Here is a 17,816-nt window from a genome sequence, read left to right on the forward strand (position 1 = left end):
AAATCCGGCGTGCAATCGCCGGATTTTTTTATGATTCGATATGAGATTGATTTTGTCTTTTTTCTTGTTCTGCGATGATCTCGTTGTCCTCTGCGTTATCACGGGTCACTTTTTGTGTAAGAATCGCACCAACAGCTACGAGTATCATAACAGCGATGTAATAACCTTTTTCATTGAGTTCCAGGTTATCAGCATTATAGAGTCCGATACTAAACAAAAATACTCCCGCAAAAAAAGTGAAATAAGCCAATACGGTAAAGGCAACCGTATTTCTGCGTCTATATTTCTGCACCTTTGTTCCCTCCCAAAAGCATAGTTAATTAGTGTTAACTGTCGTGGAATATTATACCTCAAATTCCCCGGAATGGAACAAAGAATTAAAAATACCAGTAAAAAGGACTTAGGTTGCTTCCTTTATTTCAACAGCGGAATCATCAATCCAGCCGATGAGTTTATTATTGATTTGGAATTGGTACCATACAGACTGGCCTTTCTGTTTTTTAGACACAACCTTTATATCTTTGCCGACGTAAGATTGGGCAGAGGTAAGCCTTATAGACCGATCATCAGTAGAAGGCTTGGACCATACGTCTTGAACGGCACTATCTTTAATGGAAGCATGTAAATCCACTGATTTGAGGGATGGGTTTACCTTATCGTACTCATCCAAATCGTATTTTTCCACAATAGCGCTGATTTTATGAGCGTAGTCAGGGTCTGTAGCATATCCTGCTGTTTGCAGTGCAGTAGCAGCTTCCTTATAATCTCCAGCCTCAAGCACAGGTTTATACTTCTTTTTATTCCACGATGTGCCGCGGACGAACAATTGGGCATGGTCATCCATCGATTCAAAAAACGTGCTGTATTTTCGAAACTTCGCACGAATGGTTTTTCTTTTCCCTTTTTCAACTTCGTCCGTTTCCATCGTAACGTGATGGCCTTTATAATTTCCTTTTACGCCAAAAAGGTTGTTGGCCTTAGCAGCCAGCTCGCTATTCCCCCAGTCAGATTCGAGAATGGCCTGAGCGATTGTGATGCTGGGGAGGACATGATATTTTTCATACAAAATTTGGGCATGCCCGGACAGGCTGTCTATAAATACTTGCTGTTCATCAACTTCTTCGGTTTCTTTAGATGTTTCAATCGGTTTTGATAAAGTTGTCGCTAAAACAAACAGAGCTAGCGGAATCGATACAATGAAAAATAGTGAAATGAAGAGTTTACGTTTTTTCAATTTTTTACGGGCCATGAAAACCTTCCTTCGAATTAAGAGATTACGAATGTAAAAGAATCTACCTTTTAGAATTTTACTTGTACTTCTAATATTTTTCAATTCTTTAGGGATAAAGTTGGGAAAAGATTGCATAATAAAAACCTTTTCGTGAAAGGAAAAGGTTTTTATCACGTTTCTACTTTTGCAAATTTCTGAGTGCATTCCGATATTCTGTATCATTGATTACTTGATGTGATTTGACAGTTGCATTCGACAATCCCTGTCCTGAAACGGCCGGTTCCGGAGCTGTTTTTGCTTGGTCATGTGGTTTATGTGCAAGCTTGTGCCCCATTCCTGTAGCATTCATACAAAATGACAGGCAGACGAGCAGAACGCTGAGTATAAAAGAAATGAAAAAGAGATCATGATAAGCAGTCATCATAGAATCCTGTACCGAACCGTTTTGTCTGGCAGCATCTTTTTTCGTGAAAAAAACGATGAGAATCGGAACCCCCATATAGACAAACAATCTTAAAAACTGGACAGCTGTCATTCTCTTGACCAAATCAGGCAGCGGTCCTCCCATGGCAGCTCCCATCAGCCCTGCGGCGACTGTCAGGCCTGTTCCCGCTGCCAGCATGATAAACAGTGCTGCGAACATAGAGAGAGACGATTGATCCTGCATATGCAGCCATTGAAAATTTACAAAGACGAGAATAAGTCCGCCAATAATACCAAGCATCCCTGGTCCGACTTTATCATAAAACAGAGCGCTTAAAATGGCCGCGATCGCCACCCCGATTAAAAGAGTCAAGTTTAAAAGAATGAGCTGCTCCTGAGAAATATCATACATTTGACGGAGCAAGCCTTGAAAAGCAGACAGGCTGACAGCTACCGTTATCGTCCCTGCAGCTATGATCAATAACCCGAGCACCGGTTTTGGGAGAAGCATTAGTTTAATAGAAATGAAGGGATTTTTCACTTTATATTCTACTATTAATAGAACAATGAGCAAACATAACGTCACACCGAAACCTGTCCATACATAACCCGATGAAAGCCCCCATTTTTGCAGAAAAATGAATGAAACCGCTGAGGCTGCGGCAAGGAGAACAGATAAAAGAATTCCCGCACGATCAAGGGGCTGTTCTTGAGCCGCTGCTCCGTGATGTTCGTCATGGAGAAAGAAATAGCTCACCGCGACACCGATCAGTGACAATGTGCCAAAGGTGAAAAACAGCCATCTCCAATGCCCGCAGCTTGTAGCTATCGTTCCCAGGATCGTGCCGATGATAACAGAACCATAAAATCCCCCAATCAGCACAAGCAGGGCATAGTTCCTGCGTTCAATCGGGAATGACAGTACAAGCATTGGAATCATAATCATCAGCATGACACCTGTTGCCGCTCCCTGTAAAAAGCGTCCTGCCGCCATCCATACAATATCGTTTGAAAATGCGATGAGCAGTGACCCTAGTATAAAAACAGGTAATGAAGCAAGGTAGACGGGACGAGCACCGAATTTTTTCCTCAGCAGCGGTCCTGTCGGAACTAACAAGGCAAAGGCCATATTTCCGATCAATATTGGATTTACTGATGTGAAGACACTTGTTCCAACCGCTTTCTGAACAAGGCTTTGAACTGACGACAATGCCGTGTTAGACATCAATCCCGGCCCGACCGCTAAAACGGCGAGCAAAGAAATCACCCAATAGTGTTTTGTCTTCATGTTGTCATTCCTTCCTATATGAATACATGCGAAATACACCATTTTTTGAAAACAAAAGAAGCTAATAGATTTTCGCATACCATTAGCTTTCATTCTAATATTCTCCCTTTCAGGGGAAATGATATTATTTTATTATAAATATGTGAACAAATGAGCATATAATCAAATATTATTTCAAACCGACTATGTTTTGTCAATGGCGCAAATTTCAAGCTCCAACATAAACAGTTTTTGCCCCGATATTGTGTATAAGAGCCTAAAACTCCTCGCTTGTTCCTTCAAGTGAATCAAAGCAGGCAGTTTGAATCCTTTCATCCCCTATTCCAACTAATAAGCTCGAATAGGTTGGTGATAAGCCAACGTGTTGACCGCACATTTTTTTGTGTTCACTGGGCGTTTGCCGCCTCTAATTTGTATATAGGTAAATACCATGAATTAATCTGTGAAATACCAATGTTAGGAAATTTTTATTTTTTCCGGGAGGCAAAACGAATGGAACTGTATGAGTGTATCCAAGATATTTTTGGCGGCTTGAAAAATCCATCGGTTAAAGATTTAGCAACATCATTAAAACAAATTCCAAACGCAGCACAATTGAGTCAACCGTATATTAAGGAGCCAGACCAATACGCCTACGGCCGAAATGCCATCTATCGTAACAATGAGTTGGAGATTATCGTAATTCACATTCCGCCTAACGAGGAGACAACCGTCCACGATCATGGCCAATCTATTGGGTGTGCAATGGTGCTAGAAGGAAAACTCCTTAATTCTATCTATCGCTCAACCGGCGAACACGCAGAACTCTCCAATTCATACTTTGTCCACGAAGGAGAATGCCTTATTTCAACTAAAGGTTTAATTCACAAAATGTCCAATCCGACGTCCGAACGAATGGTATCTCTTCATGTCTACTCACCCCCTTTGAAAGACATGACGGTCTTTGAAGAACAAAGGGGTGTCTTGGAAAATTCATGATTGACAGATGAACTGCTCAACTGGAGGATTCAGAGAATGAACCTTTTCCTCAAAACAAAAAAAACCTTATAGAATAAGGGTTTACAGGTATGGAGCCAAGGGGGCTCGAACCCCTGACCTCTACGCTGCCAGCGTAGCGCTCTCCCAGCTGAGCTATGGCCCCGTATGTAACGTCATGTTTATTATAGATGATTTTTTTTTGAAAAACAAGCTGTTTCCTCTTGAATTGACAGAAAAAATAAGGCTCGGGATGAGCCTTATTTTTCGACTTACATCATGATTAAAAGTAAAATCACCCCGAGAATAATTCGATAGATTGCAAATGGGACGAGTTTGATTTTATTAATCAGTCTTAAGAAGAAACGGACGACAAACAAAGCGACAACAAAGGCACAGATAAAGCCGACGATGAAAAACGGCATCAAATCCGAGCTTAAGCTGTCCCAATGCTTCACAAGGCTAAGAAAACTTGCTCCCATCATGATCGGCATCGCCATAATAAACGTAAAATCGGCTGCCGCTCGGTGGTTTAACCCGAGAATAACACCTCCGGAAATGGTTGAACCTGAACGTGAGAAACCCGGCCAAAGGGCAAGACATTGGAATAAGCCGACTGCTATCGCCTGTTTATAGGAAATGCGGTCGAGGGTGTCTGTCGCTGCTTTCCGCTTATTCACCCAGTCAGCAAAAAGCATCAGGATTGCCCCGGCGATTAAACCGAAGGCCACAGTTTTAACGGAAAATAAATATTCATCAATGTAATCTTCAAACAAAAAGCCGAGAACAGCAGCTGGAACGAGCCCGACAGCAATTTGGGCAATGCTTAATTTATGTCCCTGCTTCTGGTCGCTTGTAATATTTTTTTTCAAGCCGAGTAAATTTAAAATTCGGTCTTTAAACACGATAGCTACTGCTAAAATGGAGCCTAGCTGAATAACTACTTTGAATGAATTAGCAGCTTCTTCTGACATCAGATTACTTGATTTAAGCCAGATGTCGTCTACTATGATCATATGTCCTGTCGAAGAAACCGGCGCGTACTCTGTTAATCCTTCTACGATTCCTAAAATGGCGGCTACAAACAATTCCCATAGAGTCATGATTTTGATTCTCCCCATTAGACATTTATTTTTTTACATAACGGAAGCTTCCCATAAATGGAAAGCCCGTCTTATATAACTATAAACGAAAATCACACTTTATGACCCGGCATATTTTCATTTTTTTCTTCGTCGTATAAATGTGACCGCATTTTAAACCAGTCAAATAAATGTGTGGTAATGACTTTGGCGACTGCATAGCCCGGAATGGCAAGAATGATTCCAACAACACCAAACAGTTTGCCGGCTGTTAACAGCAGAAATATAATCGTGATCGGGTGGATGTGAAGGTTTTTCCCCATAATTTGCGGAGAAATCAGCTTCCCTTCAATCAGCTGAACAATGGTCCAAACGATCACCAGCTTAAGCAGCATGAGCGGCGATGTCACTATGGCGATGATAATTGCAGGCGTAATGGCAATCGTTGGTCCTAAATATGGAACAATGCTTGTACATGCCGCAATGACTGCGAGCAATGAAGCATAATCCAGGCCGATAATCAAATAACCGATAAACAGCAAAAACCCGATACAGAAGCTGACAATGATCTGGCCTCTGATATAAGAGCTTAACCGATGATTCATTTCACTTAAGACTGTATATGTCTGTTCTTTCAATCGAGTCGGCACAAACTTCAGTATGTAGACCGGTAATTTTCTTCCGTCTTTTAGCAAATAGAAAAGAATAAACGGAACCGTGACGATCGAAATGATAATCTCAGTCAGCGCGCCGATAAAATTCCCAACGCCGGTAAAGGTGCTGTTTACGATCGTCGCTGCCTGATCCGAAACCTTTGTAGCAAGATCAGATATATTAATGTTCATCGTTTGCTGGGCCTGATTGACGAAGTTGCTGCCGATCAGCTGTTTCGTCTGGTCTTCTACGACATCGACATATCTCGGGATATTGTCAATCAAACTCATAATTTGTTCTTTTAAAAAGGGGATGATGGACACGATCGTGATCGTGATCAGCCCGATAATCAATAGATATAACAGCAATATAGAATAGATTCTTCTTATTCTTCTTCTTTCCAGGAAATCGACGACTGGATTTAACAGATAAAAAACAATGCCTGTCAAAATAATCGGAAGTGAAATTGTTTTGAGCAGAACAATAATCGGGGTGAAAATAAATGATGTTTTTGTAAATACAAGAATATTTAAACCAATCAGCAGCAGCACAAGCAAAAATAAAACAAACTTATTGTCCAAGAAGAATCGCTTGAATCTGCCGCTCCATGTTTGCAACGTCTCCACTATCGTTCCTCCGTCATACATAGTTTAGTTAAATTGTACACTATCGTCCCTATAATGAAAAATAAAAACCGTTAATTGCTGGAAAAGCTTTCTCTGTTGTCACATTCTATTTATCTCTATCATGTGATTTTGTTCTTTTTAAGCTATAATTTAGCTATATCATGCAAAAGGAGCGATACGAGTGATACGTTTTGCGATAATAGGAACCAACTGGATTACAGACCGCTTTCTTGAGTCAGCAGCGGATATAGAAGATTTGCAGCTGACTGCCGTTTATTCAAGATCGGCTGAACGCGCTGCTGAGTTTGCTGCTAAACACAATGCTGCGCATACCTTCTCAGACCTTCAGGAAATGGCGGAGAGCAATTGTTTTGATGCCGTATACATAGCCAGCCCGAACGCTCTTCACAAGGAACAAGCCGTACTCTTTATGAACCACGGCAAGCATGTGCTTTGTGAGAAGCCGTTTGCTTCAAATACAAGAGAAACAGAAGAGATGATCTCAGCGGCTAAGGCAAACGGCGTTGTCCTCATGGAAGCGATGAAGACCACTTTCCTGCCGAATTTCAAAGAGCTGAAAAAACATCTGCATAAAATCGGCACTGTCCGCAGATTTACCGCAAGCTACTGTCAATACTCCTCACGGTATGACGCATTCAGAAACGGAACTGTTTTGAATGCGTTTCAGCCTGAGCTTTCCAATGGGTCATTAATGGATATTGGCGTCTATTGTATTTATCCGGCTGTTGTGCTGTTTGGCGAGCCGAAGGATGTAAAAGCAAATGGATATGCTTTATCTTCCGGAGTAGATGGAGAGGGAACTGTCATTCTGTCTTACGATGGGTTCGAAGCTGTTCTGATGCATTCTAAAATCTCTACTTCATATGCCCCGGCGGAAATCCAAGGTGAAGACGGAACGATTGTAATTGATACGATTCACCGGCCTGAACGTGTTGAAATCCGCTACCGCGACGGCCGCCTTGAAAACATTGCGATCCCTGATCCTAAACCGGCGATGTTCTACGAAGCAGAAGAATTTGTCACGCTCATAAAAGAGAATAAGCAGGAATCTGAAGAAAATACATTTGAACGATCTTTGATCACCGCAAAAATTATGGAAGAAGCAAGAAAGCAAATGGGGATTGTGTACCCTGCTGATCATGCTTAAAAAAATCCGCCCGCGTACAAATGACGCGGCGGATTTTTTATTAGGCAATCGGAGAAGACGCCTTCCTTTTTAAAAGCACCTCTTGTTCATACTCTTTGATATCATGCAGCCATGTCTCTTTTACCGGCACGCCCATTTGTTCACAGTAGGAATCCCAGATGGCTCCGAAAGGATATGTTTTGAATTCCTCCATAAGGGCCAGCCTTTCTGTATAGCGGCCCTCTTCCTGCAATTGTTTTAAATAGCCGTTCGGAAGAAGCAAGGCATACAATAAAGCTTTGATCATATTTCTCGTTCCGATGGTCCAGGCCGCTACACGGTTAATGCTGGCATCGAAAAAATCCAGACCGATGGCGACCTTCTCAAGAGCCTGATTACGCACAATTTCAAGAGCGATTTCTCTCAATTCATCATCCAAAACCACTACATGGTCGCTGTCCCAGCGAACTGGCCGAGATACGTGCAAAGCAAGCTTGTCTGTAAAAAGCAGCATGGACGAGATCTTGTTTGATACCGTCTCAGTCGGATGAAAATGGCCTGTATCAAGTAAACAAAGCTTATGATTCGTCAGAGCATAGGCGAAATAAAATTCATGAGATCCGACAACATATGATTCAGAACCAAGCCCGAACAGCTTGCTTTCAACTGAATCGAGATTGTGTTGTTCACTGATCTCTTCTGCGAAAATCTGATCCAGTGATTCTTTTAATCTTTTACGCGGTGTCAGCCTGTCACTCGGGACATCCTTATAGCCGTCGGGAATCCAAATATTCGTCAAGCAAGGGGTGCCTAATTCTTTCCCGAAGTATTCTCCGATACGGCGGCACGCGATGCAATGCCTGATCCAAAATTCTCTGATATCCGGATCGGGGTGTGAAAGGGTGAGTCCATCAGCCGCTTTCTCATGCGAAAACAAGGTCGGATTGAAATCTAAACCTAGCCCTAAATCTTTTGCCCATTTTACCCAGTTTTCAAAATGCTGCGGCTTCAACTCGTCACGTGCTGTCTCTTCCCCGTTAGTTTCTGCGTAAATCGCATGAAGGTTCACACGGTGTTTTCCAGGAATGAGAGAAAGAGCCTTCTCCAAATCTCTTCTTAATTCTTCAGGCGTTTGCGCTTTTCCAGGATAATTGCCGGTCACATCAATTCCTCCTGAAAGCTCGCTCTTATTTACTTCAAAGCCTTCAATGTCGTCACCCTGCCAGCAGTGGATTGAAATGGGCACTTGCTTTAATTGCCGAAGCGCCTCTTCAACATCAATCCCCCATTTTTCATATGCCTGTTTTGCACTGTCATAATTGGTTTTTATGGTCATGCAGCTCTCTCCCTTATTTCAGTTTTTTAATCCAAATAGAAAACTTCCTTTAGATCTATCGAAACAGGACTGAAATCCGAATTTGTTTTCATTAAGGGCGCCATCGTTTTCCACCATCTCCGGCAAACTTCCGTGTCCGCCATCTTTCTCCATTTCCCTTCATCCTCTATTTCTAAATATGCAAAAAGCCGGCCTGTTTCCTCATCTAGAAAAATGGAATAATGGTGGGCTCCATGAGCTTTGAGTGCTTCTGCCATCTCAGGCCAAATGTCATCATGCCGCTGCTTGTATTCTTCGTACTTGTCTTGATGGACAAACATGATACTGGCTTTTCTTTTCAAACTTTGTCACCTCTTCATTATTTAGATAGCGCTTTCAAAACAGTTTGCTGAAATGACTGAATGATCGTGCTTCTGTCAATGTCTTTGGGTGTAAACACTTTGATCGGAAAGGAATTTCTGACGACTTGCCGGGCTTCTTTTATGTCTTTGACTTCTTTGGCAGCAATCATTTGCATCAGCAGATTTCCTATGGCGGTTGCCTCTACGGGCCCTGCGTATACTGCTTTTTCGCTCATGTCTGCCGTTAATTGATTTAAGAAATCGTTCCGGGCTCCGCCGCCGATGATATGAAACTGATCGATCGTTTTTTCTGTGATCGTTTCGAGTTCTTTGATGGCTATCGCATAGATGATGGCTAAATTGCTGTAGATGCAGCAGGCAAGTTCGCCTGCAGTGCGGGGAATCTTTTGGCGGGTTTCTCTGCAATAATGTTGGATTTCCATTATCATGTTTTCTGGATTGAGGAAGCGTTTATCATTTAAGTTTATAAATTGCTGGAATGGTTCTGTTTTTTCGGCTTCTTCTGCAAGCTGCTGGAAAGAGTAATCTGCTTGTAACTGCTGTCTTACTTCTTGTATCACCCACATGCCGATAATGTTTTTGAGAAAGCGAATGGTGTTGTTTGCGCCGCGTTCATTTGTATAGTTGTTTTTCAAAGCCAGATCAGTTATTATCGGTGTTTTGTTTTCAACCCCGATTAGCGACCATGTTCCGCTGCTGATATACGCCCAGCCATCATTTACACCAGGCGCCGCGATGACGGCCGAGGCCGTATCATGTGTTGCGACTGTCATCACCTTGCACGCCGGGAGATCATAATCCGGAAACCAGTCATTTCTTAGCTTCCCGAGCTCATACCCCGGTTCAGTCAACGGGGCAAATTGCTGTTCGTAAACAGACACGGCTTCAAGCAATTCAGGATCAAACTTTCCCGTTGAGACGTTTAAAAGCTGTGTTGTGGACGCATTCGTGATTTCTGTTACAGCTTTTCCGGTTAAGCAATAGCCTAAATAATCAGGAACCATCACAATTTTATCTGTCTTTTTCAGCAGCTCACGGTTTTCTTCATACAATTGATAGATCGTGTTGAAAGGCTGAAATTGTATTCCTGTTTTTTGATAAATTTTAGCCTTCGAGAGGGTATGTTCCAGTTTGTCTATTGTATGATCTGTTCTTCTATCACGATAGGATATTGCTTCGCGCAATCGATTTCCTTTTTCATCCATCAAGACATAATCAACTGCCCATGTATCGATGCCAATGGTGCAGTGTTCATGTCCAAGCGTTTTTACTTTTTGCAGTCCTTGCAGGATTTGTTTTAGCAAATGATCAATATCCCAAAAGCAATGCCCGTCTCTTTGACTAAAACCGTTAGCAAATCTGTGAATCTCTTGTATGTCAAGCTTCCCTTCCTTCAGTTCACCTACCATGATTCTCCCGCTTGATGCGCCTATATCAATGGCAGTATAAATCATTCTTTCACCCTCTCTTCGGAAGAGGAACAGCTGTCACCTTCACCTTTTTGTCTTCAAGAGCTTTTACCGATGCCGGATCAAGTCCAGAATCTGTAATAACGCGGCTGACATCTTGCAGCGAGGCGATATGTGAAAACTCGCGGTTCCCCCATTTGCTTGAATCGGCCATCAAAATGGTCTGGTCTGACCTTTCGATCATCCGTTTTTTGAGCAGCGCCTGCCACTCATTTGAGTCACTCATCCCGTTGTTTACATCAAATCCCTTACATGACAGAAAGGTTTTATTGACATGATAGGTCTCAAGTGAACGTTCTGCTAACGGGCCGGCAAATGATAATGATTTTTCCAGCAAAATGCCGCCTGTTGAAATGACTGATATGTTTTTTTTATTGCTGAGTTCAATGGCTGCTTTCATTGAGTTTGTAATCACGGTGAGCTCAATGTCAGGGAGTATTTTCGCCATGTACCAGGCGGTTGTGCTTGCATCGAGAATAATTCGGTCTCCGCTTTTTACATATTTGGCCGCTTCGTGAGCAATAGCTTTTTTTTCGATGACATTTGTGATTTCCCGTTCAGAAAAATGAATTTCTGATTCCTTCTGCTGAATACTGACCGCTCCTCCATGACTCCGGCTCAGTTTATGTTCTTTTTCAAGCTTCTCAAGATCACGCCGAATGGTTTCCTCTGTAACTGAAAATATGTCACTTAATTCGGCAACGCGGATGCTTGAACGCGTATTCACTATTTCCACTATTTTTTGCTGCCGTTCTGCTACTAGCATCAGTAACGCCCTTCCTCATATCGTAATCCATCTTATAATTTTTATCATAGCATATTTCTAACGCGTAAAAGCAGCAGGGACGCCGCCGTCTACCGTGAGCATGCAGCCCGTTGTTTTTTCGGCTTTAGAAGAAGCGAAAAATGCAATGGCTTCGGCAATATCCTCCGGGTAAATATTGACGAGCAATGCAGTCCGTTTCCGGTAATGTTCTTCCAGCTGATCCGGTTCAATCCCGTACGCCGCGGCTCGTTCCTCACGCCAGCTTGAACCCCAGATTGCCGATCCTTGAAGAACCGCGTCCGGCAAAACGGAGTTGACCCTAATGCCGAATTCTCCGCCTTCTGCAGCAATGCATCTTGCTAAATGGGTTTCAAGCGCCTTAACCGAGCTGTAGGCAGAGGCGTTTTTCCCCGCATAAACCGAATTTTTCGATCCGACAAATACCATGCTTCCGCCTCTATTTTGCTGTTTCATCTGTTTAAACGCTTCACGGGCTACAAGGAAATAGCCTGTTCCTAAAACATTCATATTAAGATTCCATTCTTTTAGACTTGTTTCGTCAAATGGGCTTGATGTGGCCAGCCCGGCATTATTGATGACGATATCAATGCCGCCGTAAGCAAGTGCCGCTTGTTCAAAAGCTGACTGTACGTCTTTTTCCTTTGTCACATCCATTTTGACAGCCATTGCACGCCCTTCTCCGTACGCATCGTTTATTTCCCCGGCAATTTTCTGTGCACCTTCTATATTCAGATCAGCTGCGATTACGTGCCCTCCCTCAGCTGCAAATCGGCGGCATGCTGCACTGCCGATTCCGCCAGCCCCTCCAGTTATCAGCGCTACTTTTCGGGAAAACTCTGCTTCCGGCGGGGCAAGCGTAAGTTTATATAGTTCGAGCGGCCAATATTCGACATGGTAGGATTCATTTTCATTTAAAGAAACAAATTGCCCCAGAGCTGTTGCTCCTTTCATAACGGCGATGGCCCTCCGATATAAGGCCCCGCTTACTTTAGACATGGTATAGCTTTTTCCTGTATTCACCATTCCGATTCCAGGAATCAATATCACCCGCGGAGCGGATTCAAAGATTTGATCCCCATCCTGCTGATTGCGTGTAAAGTAAGCCTGATACTCTGACGTAAAGCGCTCGACTCCTGACTTGAGCAGATCCGCAAGCTTGTGAACATCTTGAGTTTCCGGATTCCAATCAATGTACAGTGGAACCCTTTTTGTGTGAACAAGGTGATCCGGGCATGCCGCACCGATTTGCGAAAGTGCTGGCGCTTGAACACTGTTTACAAATTCCAAGACGTCGTCATGATCATCATAGGAAAGGATCTGTTTCTTTTCTTCACTTACAGTTCCTCTGATCACAGGCATGATCTCAGCCAATATTTGTTTTCTGCGATCTTCCGGCAGCGGCTGATATCTTTTGCCTCCGAATACCTCATGCTGATTGATACGGTCGTTAATATACTGCTCGGCTTCTTGAATGATGGATATCGTTTTTTGATAACATGTTTCAGACGTCTCTCCCCAAGTGACTAAGCCATGTTTCTCCATTAACACAAGCTCGGCGTGAGGGTTGTTCGCTACGCCTTCAGCGATTATTTTAGACAAAGCAAATCCAGGGCGGACGTATGGCACCCATACAAACCGGTTTCCGTAAATGTCTTCAGCGATCTGTTTTCCATTATCTGCGCAGCATATGCTGATAATCGCATCTGGATGGGTATGGTCAACATGCTTGTATGGCAGAAAAGCGTGTAATAGTGTTTCAATTGAAGGGCGGGGATGTTTGCTGTCAATCATACAATGAGACAGGTAATCTACCATTTCTTCATCTGACATTTGGTCCCTTTCAATCAGCGGGCGGATATCATCTAATTTCAAACCGGTAAAGTTATGCGCTTTCATTGTTGCCAAATCTGAACCGCTTCCTTTTACCCACATGACTTCTATTTCACGGCCTCTAAAATCCTTTTCCGTTGTCTTCATAGATGTATTCCCCCCGCCCCAGTTGCAAACAGTGCGGTCTGACCCGATCAAATTGGACCTGTACACCAGTTCCTCTACACCTTTAGGCAGCTTTGCAGCTCGGTCTGAATCCCATATATGCTTCACCATATTTGATATTCCTCCATACCCTTTTATTTGTATCCGTTTTCATTATATATGATCTTCATTTGTTTTTGAATTATTTTTGTTTATTTTTGTTTTCAATAAAAAAAGAAAGCAGCAGAATATGCCGCTTTCTCGTTCATTATGATTCAATTTTAAATTTTTTCGTAATGTCCTGAAGTTCTTCCGCCATGTTTGCCAACGTTTCCGCTGAAGAACTGATTTCTTCCATGGACGCAAGCTGTTCTTCAGCCGAAGCCGCGATATCCTGAATGCCTGCCGAGCTTTCTTTCGCCACTGCAGAAATGTCTTCAACAGCACTTGACACTTCATGTGATCCGGCTGATAGTTGTTCAACCGTCGCGTTCAAGTTTTGCAATTCGCCGGAAATTTGGGTTGTCATCTCATAGATTTGTTTAAAGCTTTCCGCTGTTTTGTCAGTAATCTGCAAGCCTTCCTTCACTTCATGATTCACAGATTGGAACATCGAAAGGGAAGTGCTGATTTCTCTGACAATCTCTTGAATTAATCCTTCAATTTCCTTGGCGGAGTCTGCTGATTGCACGGCAAGTTTTCTAACCTCTTCCGCAACTACTGAGAAGCCTCTTCCGTATTCTCCCGCTCTTGCCGCCTCAATCGCAGCATTTAATGCCAGCAGGTTGGTTTGGTCAGCGATGCCATTAATCACATTCAAGATGCTGTTGATGTCTTGCGATTTTGTTTCAAGGCCCTTCACAACCGCTTCCGCTTGTTGAACGGATTGGTCGATTGTTTTCATTTGGCCGACTGTGTGTTCCACCAGTTTCTCGCCGCTGCCCGCAGCCTCAGAGGACTGAATCGATGATTTCGTAATGGTTGAAGAGGCTTGTGCCACTTTTGAAATCCCGTGATTCATTTGAGAAAGGTGGTTTGAGCTTGTTTCCAGTTTCTCGCTTTGCGCCTCGTTGCCATCTGAGAACTGTTCGATGGCGAGTGTAATATGTTCAGTTGCCTTACTCGTTTGAGCTGCGCTTGCCGTCAGCTCCTCAGAAGATGAGGCGACGTTTTCGACAGACGCTTGAATAACGCCGATTACAGAACGCAATGATGCAGACATTTCATTAAAGCTCTCGCCAAGCTGGCCAAACTCGTTTTTCGAGTGAATATCAATGACTTCTGTGAGATCACCGTTGCTGATTTTTGCAGACGTTATGACAAGTTTTCTTAATGGCTTGGTAATGGCACGAATAATATACAGTATGAGTATGCCGCCGATTACAATAGACACGCATAGAATGATAATCGCAGTGTTCAGCACCGGGCTTGAAGCATCTTGCAATTCACTGACAAAATAAGTGCCCGCGATTTTCCAGCCAGTCAATTTATTTGTCGTAAAGGCCATTTTCTTTTCTTTGCCTTCGAATGTATATTCAAAGGAGCCGTCATTTTTGGAATATACTTGGTTTGTCCAATCGCCGGAGCCGGTTGTCCCAGGCTTAATCGTCGGATGGGCGATATATTTTTTGTTGCCTGTCGTAATAAATGCATAGCCTTCTTTACCGATTTTGATTCTCTGTGATGCAGTAAGCACCTCATCCAGGTTTAAATCAAGCGCTATAACCCCTGACCCGTCTTTTAATTGTTTTGAAATTGTGACAACGGTATTCCCTGTTGCTTCATCCGTATACGGTTCTGAGAAAACAGCCTGTCCTTTTTCCGCAACGGCCTGTTTGTACCAGTCACGTCCTGTCGGATCGAAGCCTTTCGGAACACCGCTGTCCGGATATTTGTAAAGCTTCTTATCTTCTGAAGCAGCATAGATCGCGCCTACATCATCGTTAAGTGTCGTGTACTGCTTAAATTTCTCTTTCAGTAAGGTTTTGTTTTTGCCTAGCAATAGGTCTTTATCGATTGTCTCACTATAATAATCTACTGCTTTCACTTTATTATTCAATTTGTTTTGCAGGGTGCTATTGAGTTCCTCAACGTTTCCCACTGCACTATTGGTTAGTTCCCTGTCCAGTGCGTTCCAAGCTGATTGATAACTGAAATATGCTAAAACCCCAACCGGCAAAATAAGCACTGCCAGAAACGCAGCGATTAGCGGTTTGCTGATCGATGGCTGTTTGATCCATTGTATGAATTTTCCCATTCCTGTTGACTCCTCCTTTAAGCTAAATCTAATATCGTCAACTAGGATAAAAGGTTTAATAAAAAAACTAAAAAAAACACCCAAGCGCAACATGCTTGGGTGTTAAGGCTTATTATTCGATTTTGAATCGGTTAGTCATATCGCGAAGCTCTTCCGCCATAGACGAAAGGGTTTCTGCAGACGAGCTGATTTCTTCCATGGAAGCAAGCTGCTCTTCAGCTGACGCAGCGATATCTTGAATATGTGCTGAGCTTTCTTTGGAAATCGATGCAATATGCTCAGACGCTCCCGATACTTCCTCGGAGCTGGCAGAAAGCTGCTGAACCGTCGCACTCATATTTTGCAGTTCGCCGGCGATTTGGTTCGTCATTTCAGAAATGCGCTTAAAGCTCATTTCTGTTTTATCTGTGATATCAAGTCCTGTCTGCACCTCTTGATTGACAGACTGGAACATGCCGAGAGATGTATTAATTTCCTTCACAATTTCGATGATTAATCCTTCAATCTCTTTTGCTGAATCTGCTGACTGTACTGCCAGTTTTCTTACTTCTTCCGCTACAACAGAGAAGCCTCGGCCGTACTCGCCTGCACGGGCTGCTTCAATTGCCGCATTTAAGGCAAGCAGGTTTGTCTGGTCTGCGATGCCGTTAATCACACGCAAAATGTTTGTAATGTCTTTCGATTTCGTTTCCAATCCGCGTACGACTTGCTCCGCTTCTTTAACGGACTTGTCAATGACGTTCATTTGGCCGACGGTTTGGTGAACAAGCTTGCCGCCTTCACTTGCAATTTCCGTCGATTGAACAGATGAATCTGTGATGACTTCAGAAGCTTGAGCCATATTCGTCAACCCGTCATTCATTTGATAAATATGCTCTGCTGCCGTTTCAATATTTTCGTTTTGTTTTTCATTGCCGTTAGAAAACTGTTCAATCGCCAATGTAATATGCTCTGTTGCCTTGCTCGTTTGTGCAGCAGATGCAGTCAGCTCCTCAGAGGAAGCGGCAACATTGTCTACCGAATCCTGGATGGCGTGTATGAGAGAACGAAGTGACGACGCCATATTATTAAAGCTTTTGCCGAGCTCGCCCAATTCATCTTTTGAACGAATATCAATGGTTTCCGTCAAATCTCCCTCGCTGATCCGCTTAGAGGAACCGACAAGCTGTTTCAGCGGTGTTGTAATCGACCGAATGATCAAAGTCATGACGATAATCCCTATGATAATAGCTGCGGCCAAGACAATTAAAGCAAGGTGAAGGACAGGCTGGGCTGCCTCGTGGATTTCGTCTAAATACATGGTGCCGCCGATCTTCCATCCCGTTAACTTGTTTGTGTCAAAGGCCATTTTTTTCTTATCGCCGTCCATGGTGTATTGAAAATCGCCTTTATCAGCATTCAGCATCTTATCGAGCCAGTCGCCTTTTAATTCAGTTCCTGATTTTTCATTAGGATGAGCGACAACTTTTTTGTCCTTCGTCATGATAAATGCGTAGCCTTGTGTGCCGATGTTGACTTTTTTGGTTGTTTTCAACAGATTTTCAATGGTCATGTTGATTGCGATAACGCCTGAACCATCTTTTGTCTGCTGGGCGATTGTCACAACCATCGTATTTGTAGACGCGGTTTTATAAGGATCTGTCACAACGACTTTTCCTTTATTCGCAACCGCTTTTTTGTACCAGTCGCGTTCAACCGGATTGTAGCCGCTCGGCATCGGGAGATCCGGGTAACGGGTAAATCGCCCGTTTTCGTCACTAGTATAAATGGACTCTACATCTTTATTAATGCTGATATATTGTGAGAATTTCTCTTCAATGCTTGCATTGCTTTTTGCTTTATATCTCTCTTTTGTCAGCCATTCGCTGAAGTAAGCAGCGCTGTTTTCTTTTTCGCCGATGCTGGTGTTAATGATTTCGTTTAATTGCTGTACATTTTCTAATGCGCTCCCCATCATCTGTCTGTCGAGCGAGCTGCTAGCCGATTGATACGCAAAGATCGCCAATATGACAACCGGTATGATGAGGATCGACAGAAAGGAAACGAGAAGCTTCCGTGTAATTGATCTTTGTTTTATGAGTTGGAGTATTTTTTTCATCATTCATTTCTCCTTTTTTATGCTACCCTTCATATCGGCTGGAAATGGGTAAATATATACAGCAAAAAAGAAGAAATTTAACAAAAGTAACTAATTTCCCATAAATA

The 17,816-nt window shown here is 43.0% G+C and carries 14 protein-coding genes and 1 tRNA gene; 2 read left to right on the top strand and 13 right to left on the bottom strand.

The window, feature by feature from the left end; all coding sequences use genetic code 11:
- Positions 1 to 28 precede the first annotated feature (28 nt).
- From MY9_RS15575 to MY9_RS15585, 3 genes are all read right to left on the bottom strand, one after another.
- Entirely contained in the window at positions 29 to 292 is a 264-nt protein-coding gene (locus tag MY9_RS15575) for a YiaA/YiaB family inner membrane protein (RefSeq protein ID WP_003222348.1), read from the bottom strand.
- A gap of 108 nt (positions 293 to 400) precedes the next feature.
- Entirely contained in the window at positions 401 to 1,249 is an 849-nt protein-coding gene (gene lytG / locus MY9_RS15580; RefSeq protein WP_014665136.1) for an exo-glucosaminidase LytG, read from the bottom strand.
- A 160-nt stretch (positions 1,250 to 1,409) separates the two neighbouring features.
- On the bottom strand, positions 1,410 to 2,942 hold the full coding sequence (locus MY9_RS15585) for an MFS transporter (protein WP_014665137.1): 1,533 nt from the start codon (positions 2,940 to 2,942) through the stop codon (positions 1,410 to 1,412).
- 492 nt (positions 2,943 to 3,434) lie between these two features.
- Between MY9_RS15585 and cdoA the strand changes: the two genes are divergently transcribed.
- On the top strand, positions 3,435 to 3,920 hold the full coding sequence (cdoA, locus tag MY9_RS15590; RefSeq protein WP_041521410.1) for a cysteine dioxygenase: 486 nt from the start codon (positions 3,435 to 3,437) through the stop codon (positions 3,918 to 3,920).
- 90 nt (positions 3,921 to 4,010) lie between these two features.
- Here the strand turns inward: cdoA and MY9_RS15595 are convergent.
- From MY9_RS15595 to MY9_RS15605, 3 genes are all read right to left on the bottom strand, one after another.
- Positions 4,011 to 4,083: transfer RNA gene (locus MY9_RS15595), tRNA-Ala, on the bottom strand.
- A gap of 106 nt (positions 4,084 to 4,189) precedes the next feature.
- Positions 4,190 to 5,020 carry an undecaprenyl-diphosphate phosphatase gene (locus MY9_RS15600; RefSeq protein WP_014665140.1) on the bottom strand — a complete coding sequence of 277 codons (831 nt, stop codon included), beginning with the start codon at positions 5,018 to 5,020 and terminating at the stop codon, positions 4,190 to 4,192.
- A 92-nt stretch (positions 5,021 to 5,112) separates the two neighbouring features.
- Positions 5,113 to 6,279: an AI-2E family transporter gene (locus MY9_RS15605; RefSeq protein ID WP_014665141.1), complete on the bottom strand. Its 1,167-nt coding sequence runs from the start codon at positions 6,277 to 6,279 to the stop codon at positions 5,113 to 5,115.
- Positions 6,280 to 6,460: 181 nt separating this feature from the next.
- Here MY9_RS15605 and iolU point away from each other — a divergent pair, with 181 nt between their 5' ends.
- Positions 6,461 to 7,447, top strand: a complete 987-nt coding sequence (gene iolU, locus MY9_RS15610) for a scyllo-inositol 2-dehydrogenase (RefSeq protein WP_014665142.1) — start codon at positions 6,461 to 6,463, stop codon at positions 7,445 to 7,447.
- 40 nt (positions 7,448 to 7,487) lie between these two features.
- Here the strand turns inward: iolU and rhaA are convergent, their stop codons facing one another.
- The 7 genes from rhaA to mcpA form a co-directional block, all read right to left on the bottom strand.
- Positions 7,488 to 8,762: an L-rhamnose isomerase gene (gene rhaA, locus MY9_RS15615; RefSeq protein ID WP_014665143.1), complete on the bottom strand. Its 1,275-nt coding sequence runs from the start codon at positions 8,760 to 8,762 to the stop codon at positions 7,488 to 7,490.
- A gap of 26 nt (positions 8,763 to 8,788) precedes the next feature.
- Entirely contained in the window at positions 8,789 to 9,103 is a 315-nt protein-coding gene (rhaM, locus tag MY9_RS15620; RefSeq protein ID WP_041521411.1) for an L-rhamnose mutarotase, read from the bottom strand.
- 17 nt (positions 9,104 to 9,120) lie between these two features.
- On the bottom strand, positions 9,121 to 10,578 hold the full coding sequence (gene rhaB, locus MY9_RS15625) for a rhamnulokinase (RefSeq protein WP_014665145.1): 1,458 nt from the start codon (positions 10,576 to 10,578) through the stop codon (positions 9,121 to 9,123).
- 4 nt (positions 10,579 to 10,582) lie between these two features.
- Positions 10,583 to 11,359: a rhamnose catabolism operon transcriptional regulator RhaR gene (gene rhaR / locus MY9_RS15630; RefSeq protein ID WP_014665146.1), complete on the bottom strand. Its 777-nt coding sequence runs from the start codon at positions 11,357 to 11,359 to the stop codon at positions 10,583 to 10,585.
- Between the two features lie 57 nt (positions 11,360 to 11,416).
- Positions 11,417 to 13,486 carry a bifunctional rhamnulose-1-phosphate aldolase/short-chain dehydrogenase gene (locus tag MY9_RS15635; RefSeq protein ID WP_014665147.1) on the bottom strand — a complete coding sequence of 690 codons (2,070 nt, stop codon included), beginning with the start codon at positions 13,484 to 13,486 and terminating at the stop codon, positions 11,417 to 11,419.
- Between the two features lie 136 nt (positions 13,487 to 13,622).
- Positions 13,623 to 15,611, bottom strand: coding sequence for a methyl-accepting chemotaxis protein TlpB (tlpB, locus tag MY9_RS15640; protein ID WP_014665148.1), 1,989 nt, complete (start codon positions 15,609 to 15,611; stop codon positions 13,623 to 13,625).
- A 112-nt stretch (positions 15,612 to 15,723) separates the two neighbouring features.
- Entirely contained in the window at positions 15,724 to 17,712 is a 1,989-nt protein-coding gene (gene mcpA, locus MY9_RS15645) for a methyl-accepting chemotaxis protein (protein ID WP_014665149.1), read from the bottom strand.
- Positions 17,713 to 17,816 lie beyond the last annotated feature (104 nt).

Origin of the sequence: Bacillus sp. JS (genome assembly GCF_000259365.1) — a bacterium.
In the GTDB taxonomy this organism is placed as follows: domain Bacteria; phylum Bacillota; class Bacilli; order Bacillales; family Bacillaceae; genus Bacillus; species Bacillus stercoris.

Coding starts and splice junctions, on each gene's coding strand:
- lytG (WP_014665136.1), bottom strand. CDS start 1,249: ATGGCCCGTAAAAAATTGAAAAAACGTAAACTCTTCATTTCACTATTT.
- MY9_RS15585 (WP_014665137.1), bottom strand. CDS start 2,942: ATGAAGACAAAACACTATTGGGTGATTTCTTTGCTCGCCGTTTTAGCG.
- cdoA (WP_041521410.1), top strand. CDS start 3,435: ATGGAACTGTATGAGTGTATCCAAGATATTTTTGGCGGCTTGAAAAAT.
- MY9_RS15600 (WP_014665140.1), bottom strand. CDS start 5,020: ATGACTCTATGGGAATTGTTTGTAGCCGCCATTTTAGGAATCGTAGAA.
- rhaA (WP_014665143.1), bottom strand. CDS start 8,762: ATGACCATAAAAACCAATTATGACAGTGCAAAACAGGCATATGAAAAA.
- rhaB (WP_014665145.1), bottom strand. CDS start 10,578: ATGATTTATACTGCCATTGATATAGGCGCATCAAGCGGGAGAATCATG.
- rhaR (WP_014665146.1), bottom strand. CDS start 11,359: ATGCTAGTAGCAGAACGGCAGCAAAAAATAGTGGAAATAGTGAATACG.
- MY9_RS15635 (WP_014665147.1), bottom strand. CDS start 13,486: ATGGTGAAGCATATATGGGATTCAGACCGAGCTGCAAAGCTGCCTAAA.
- tlpB (WP_014665148.1), bottom strand. CDS start 15,611: ATGGGAAAATTCATACAATGGATCAAACAGCCATCGATCAGCAAACCG.
- mcpA (WP_014665149.1), bottom strand. CDS start 17,712: ATGATGAAAAAAATACTCCAACTCATAAAACAAAGATCAATTACACGG.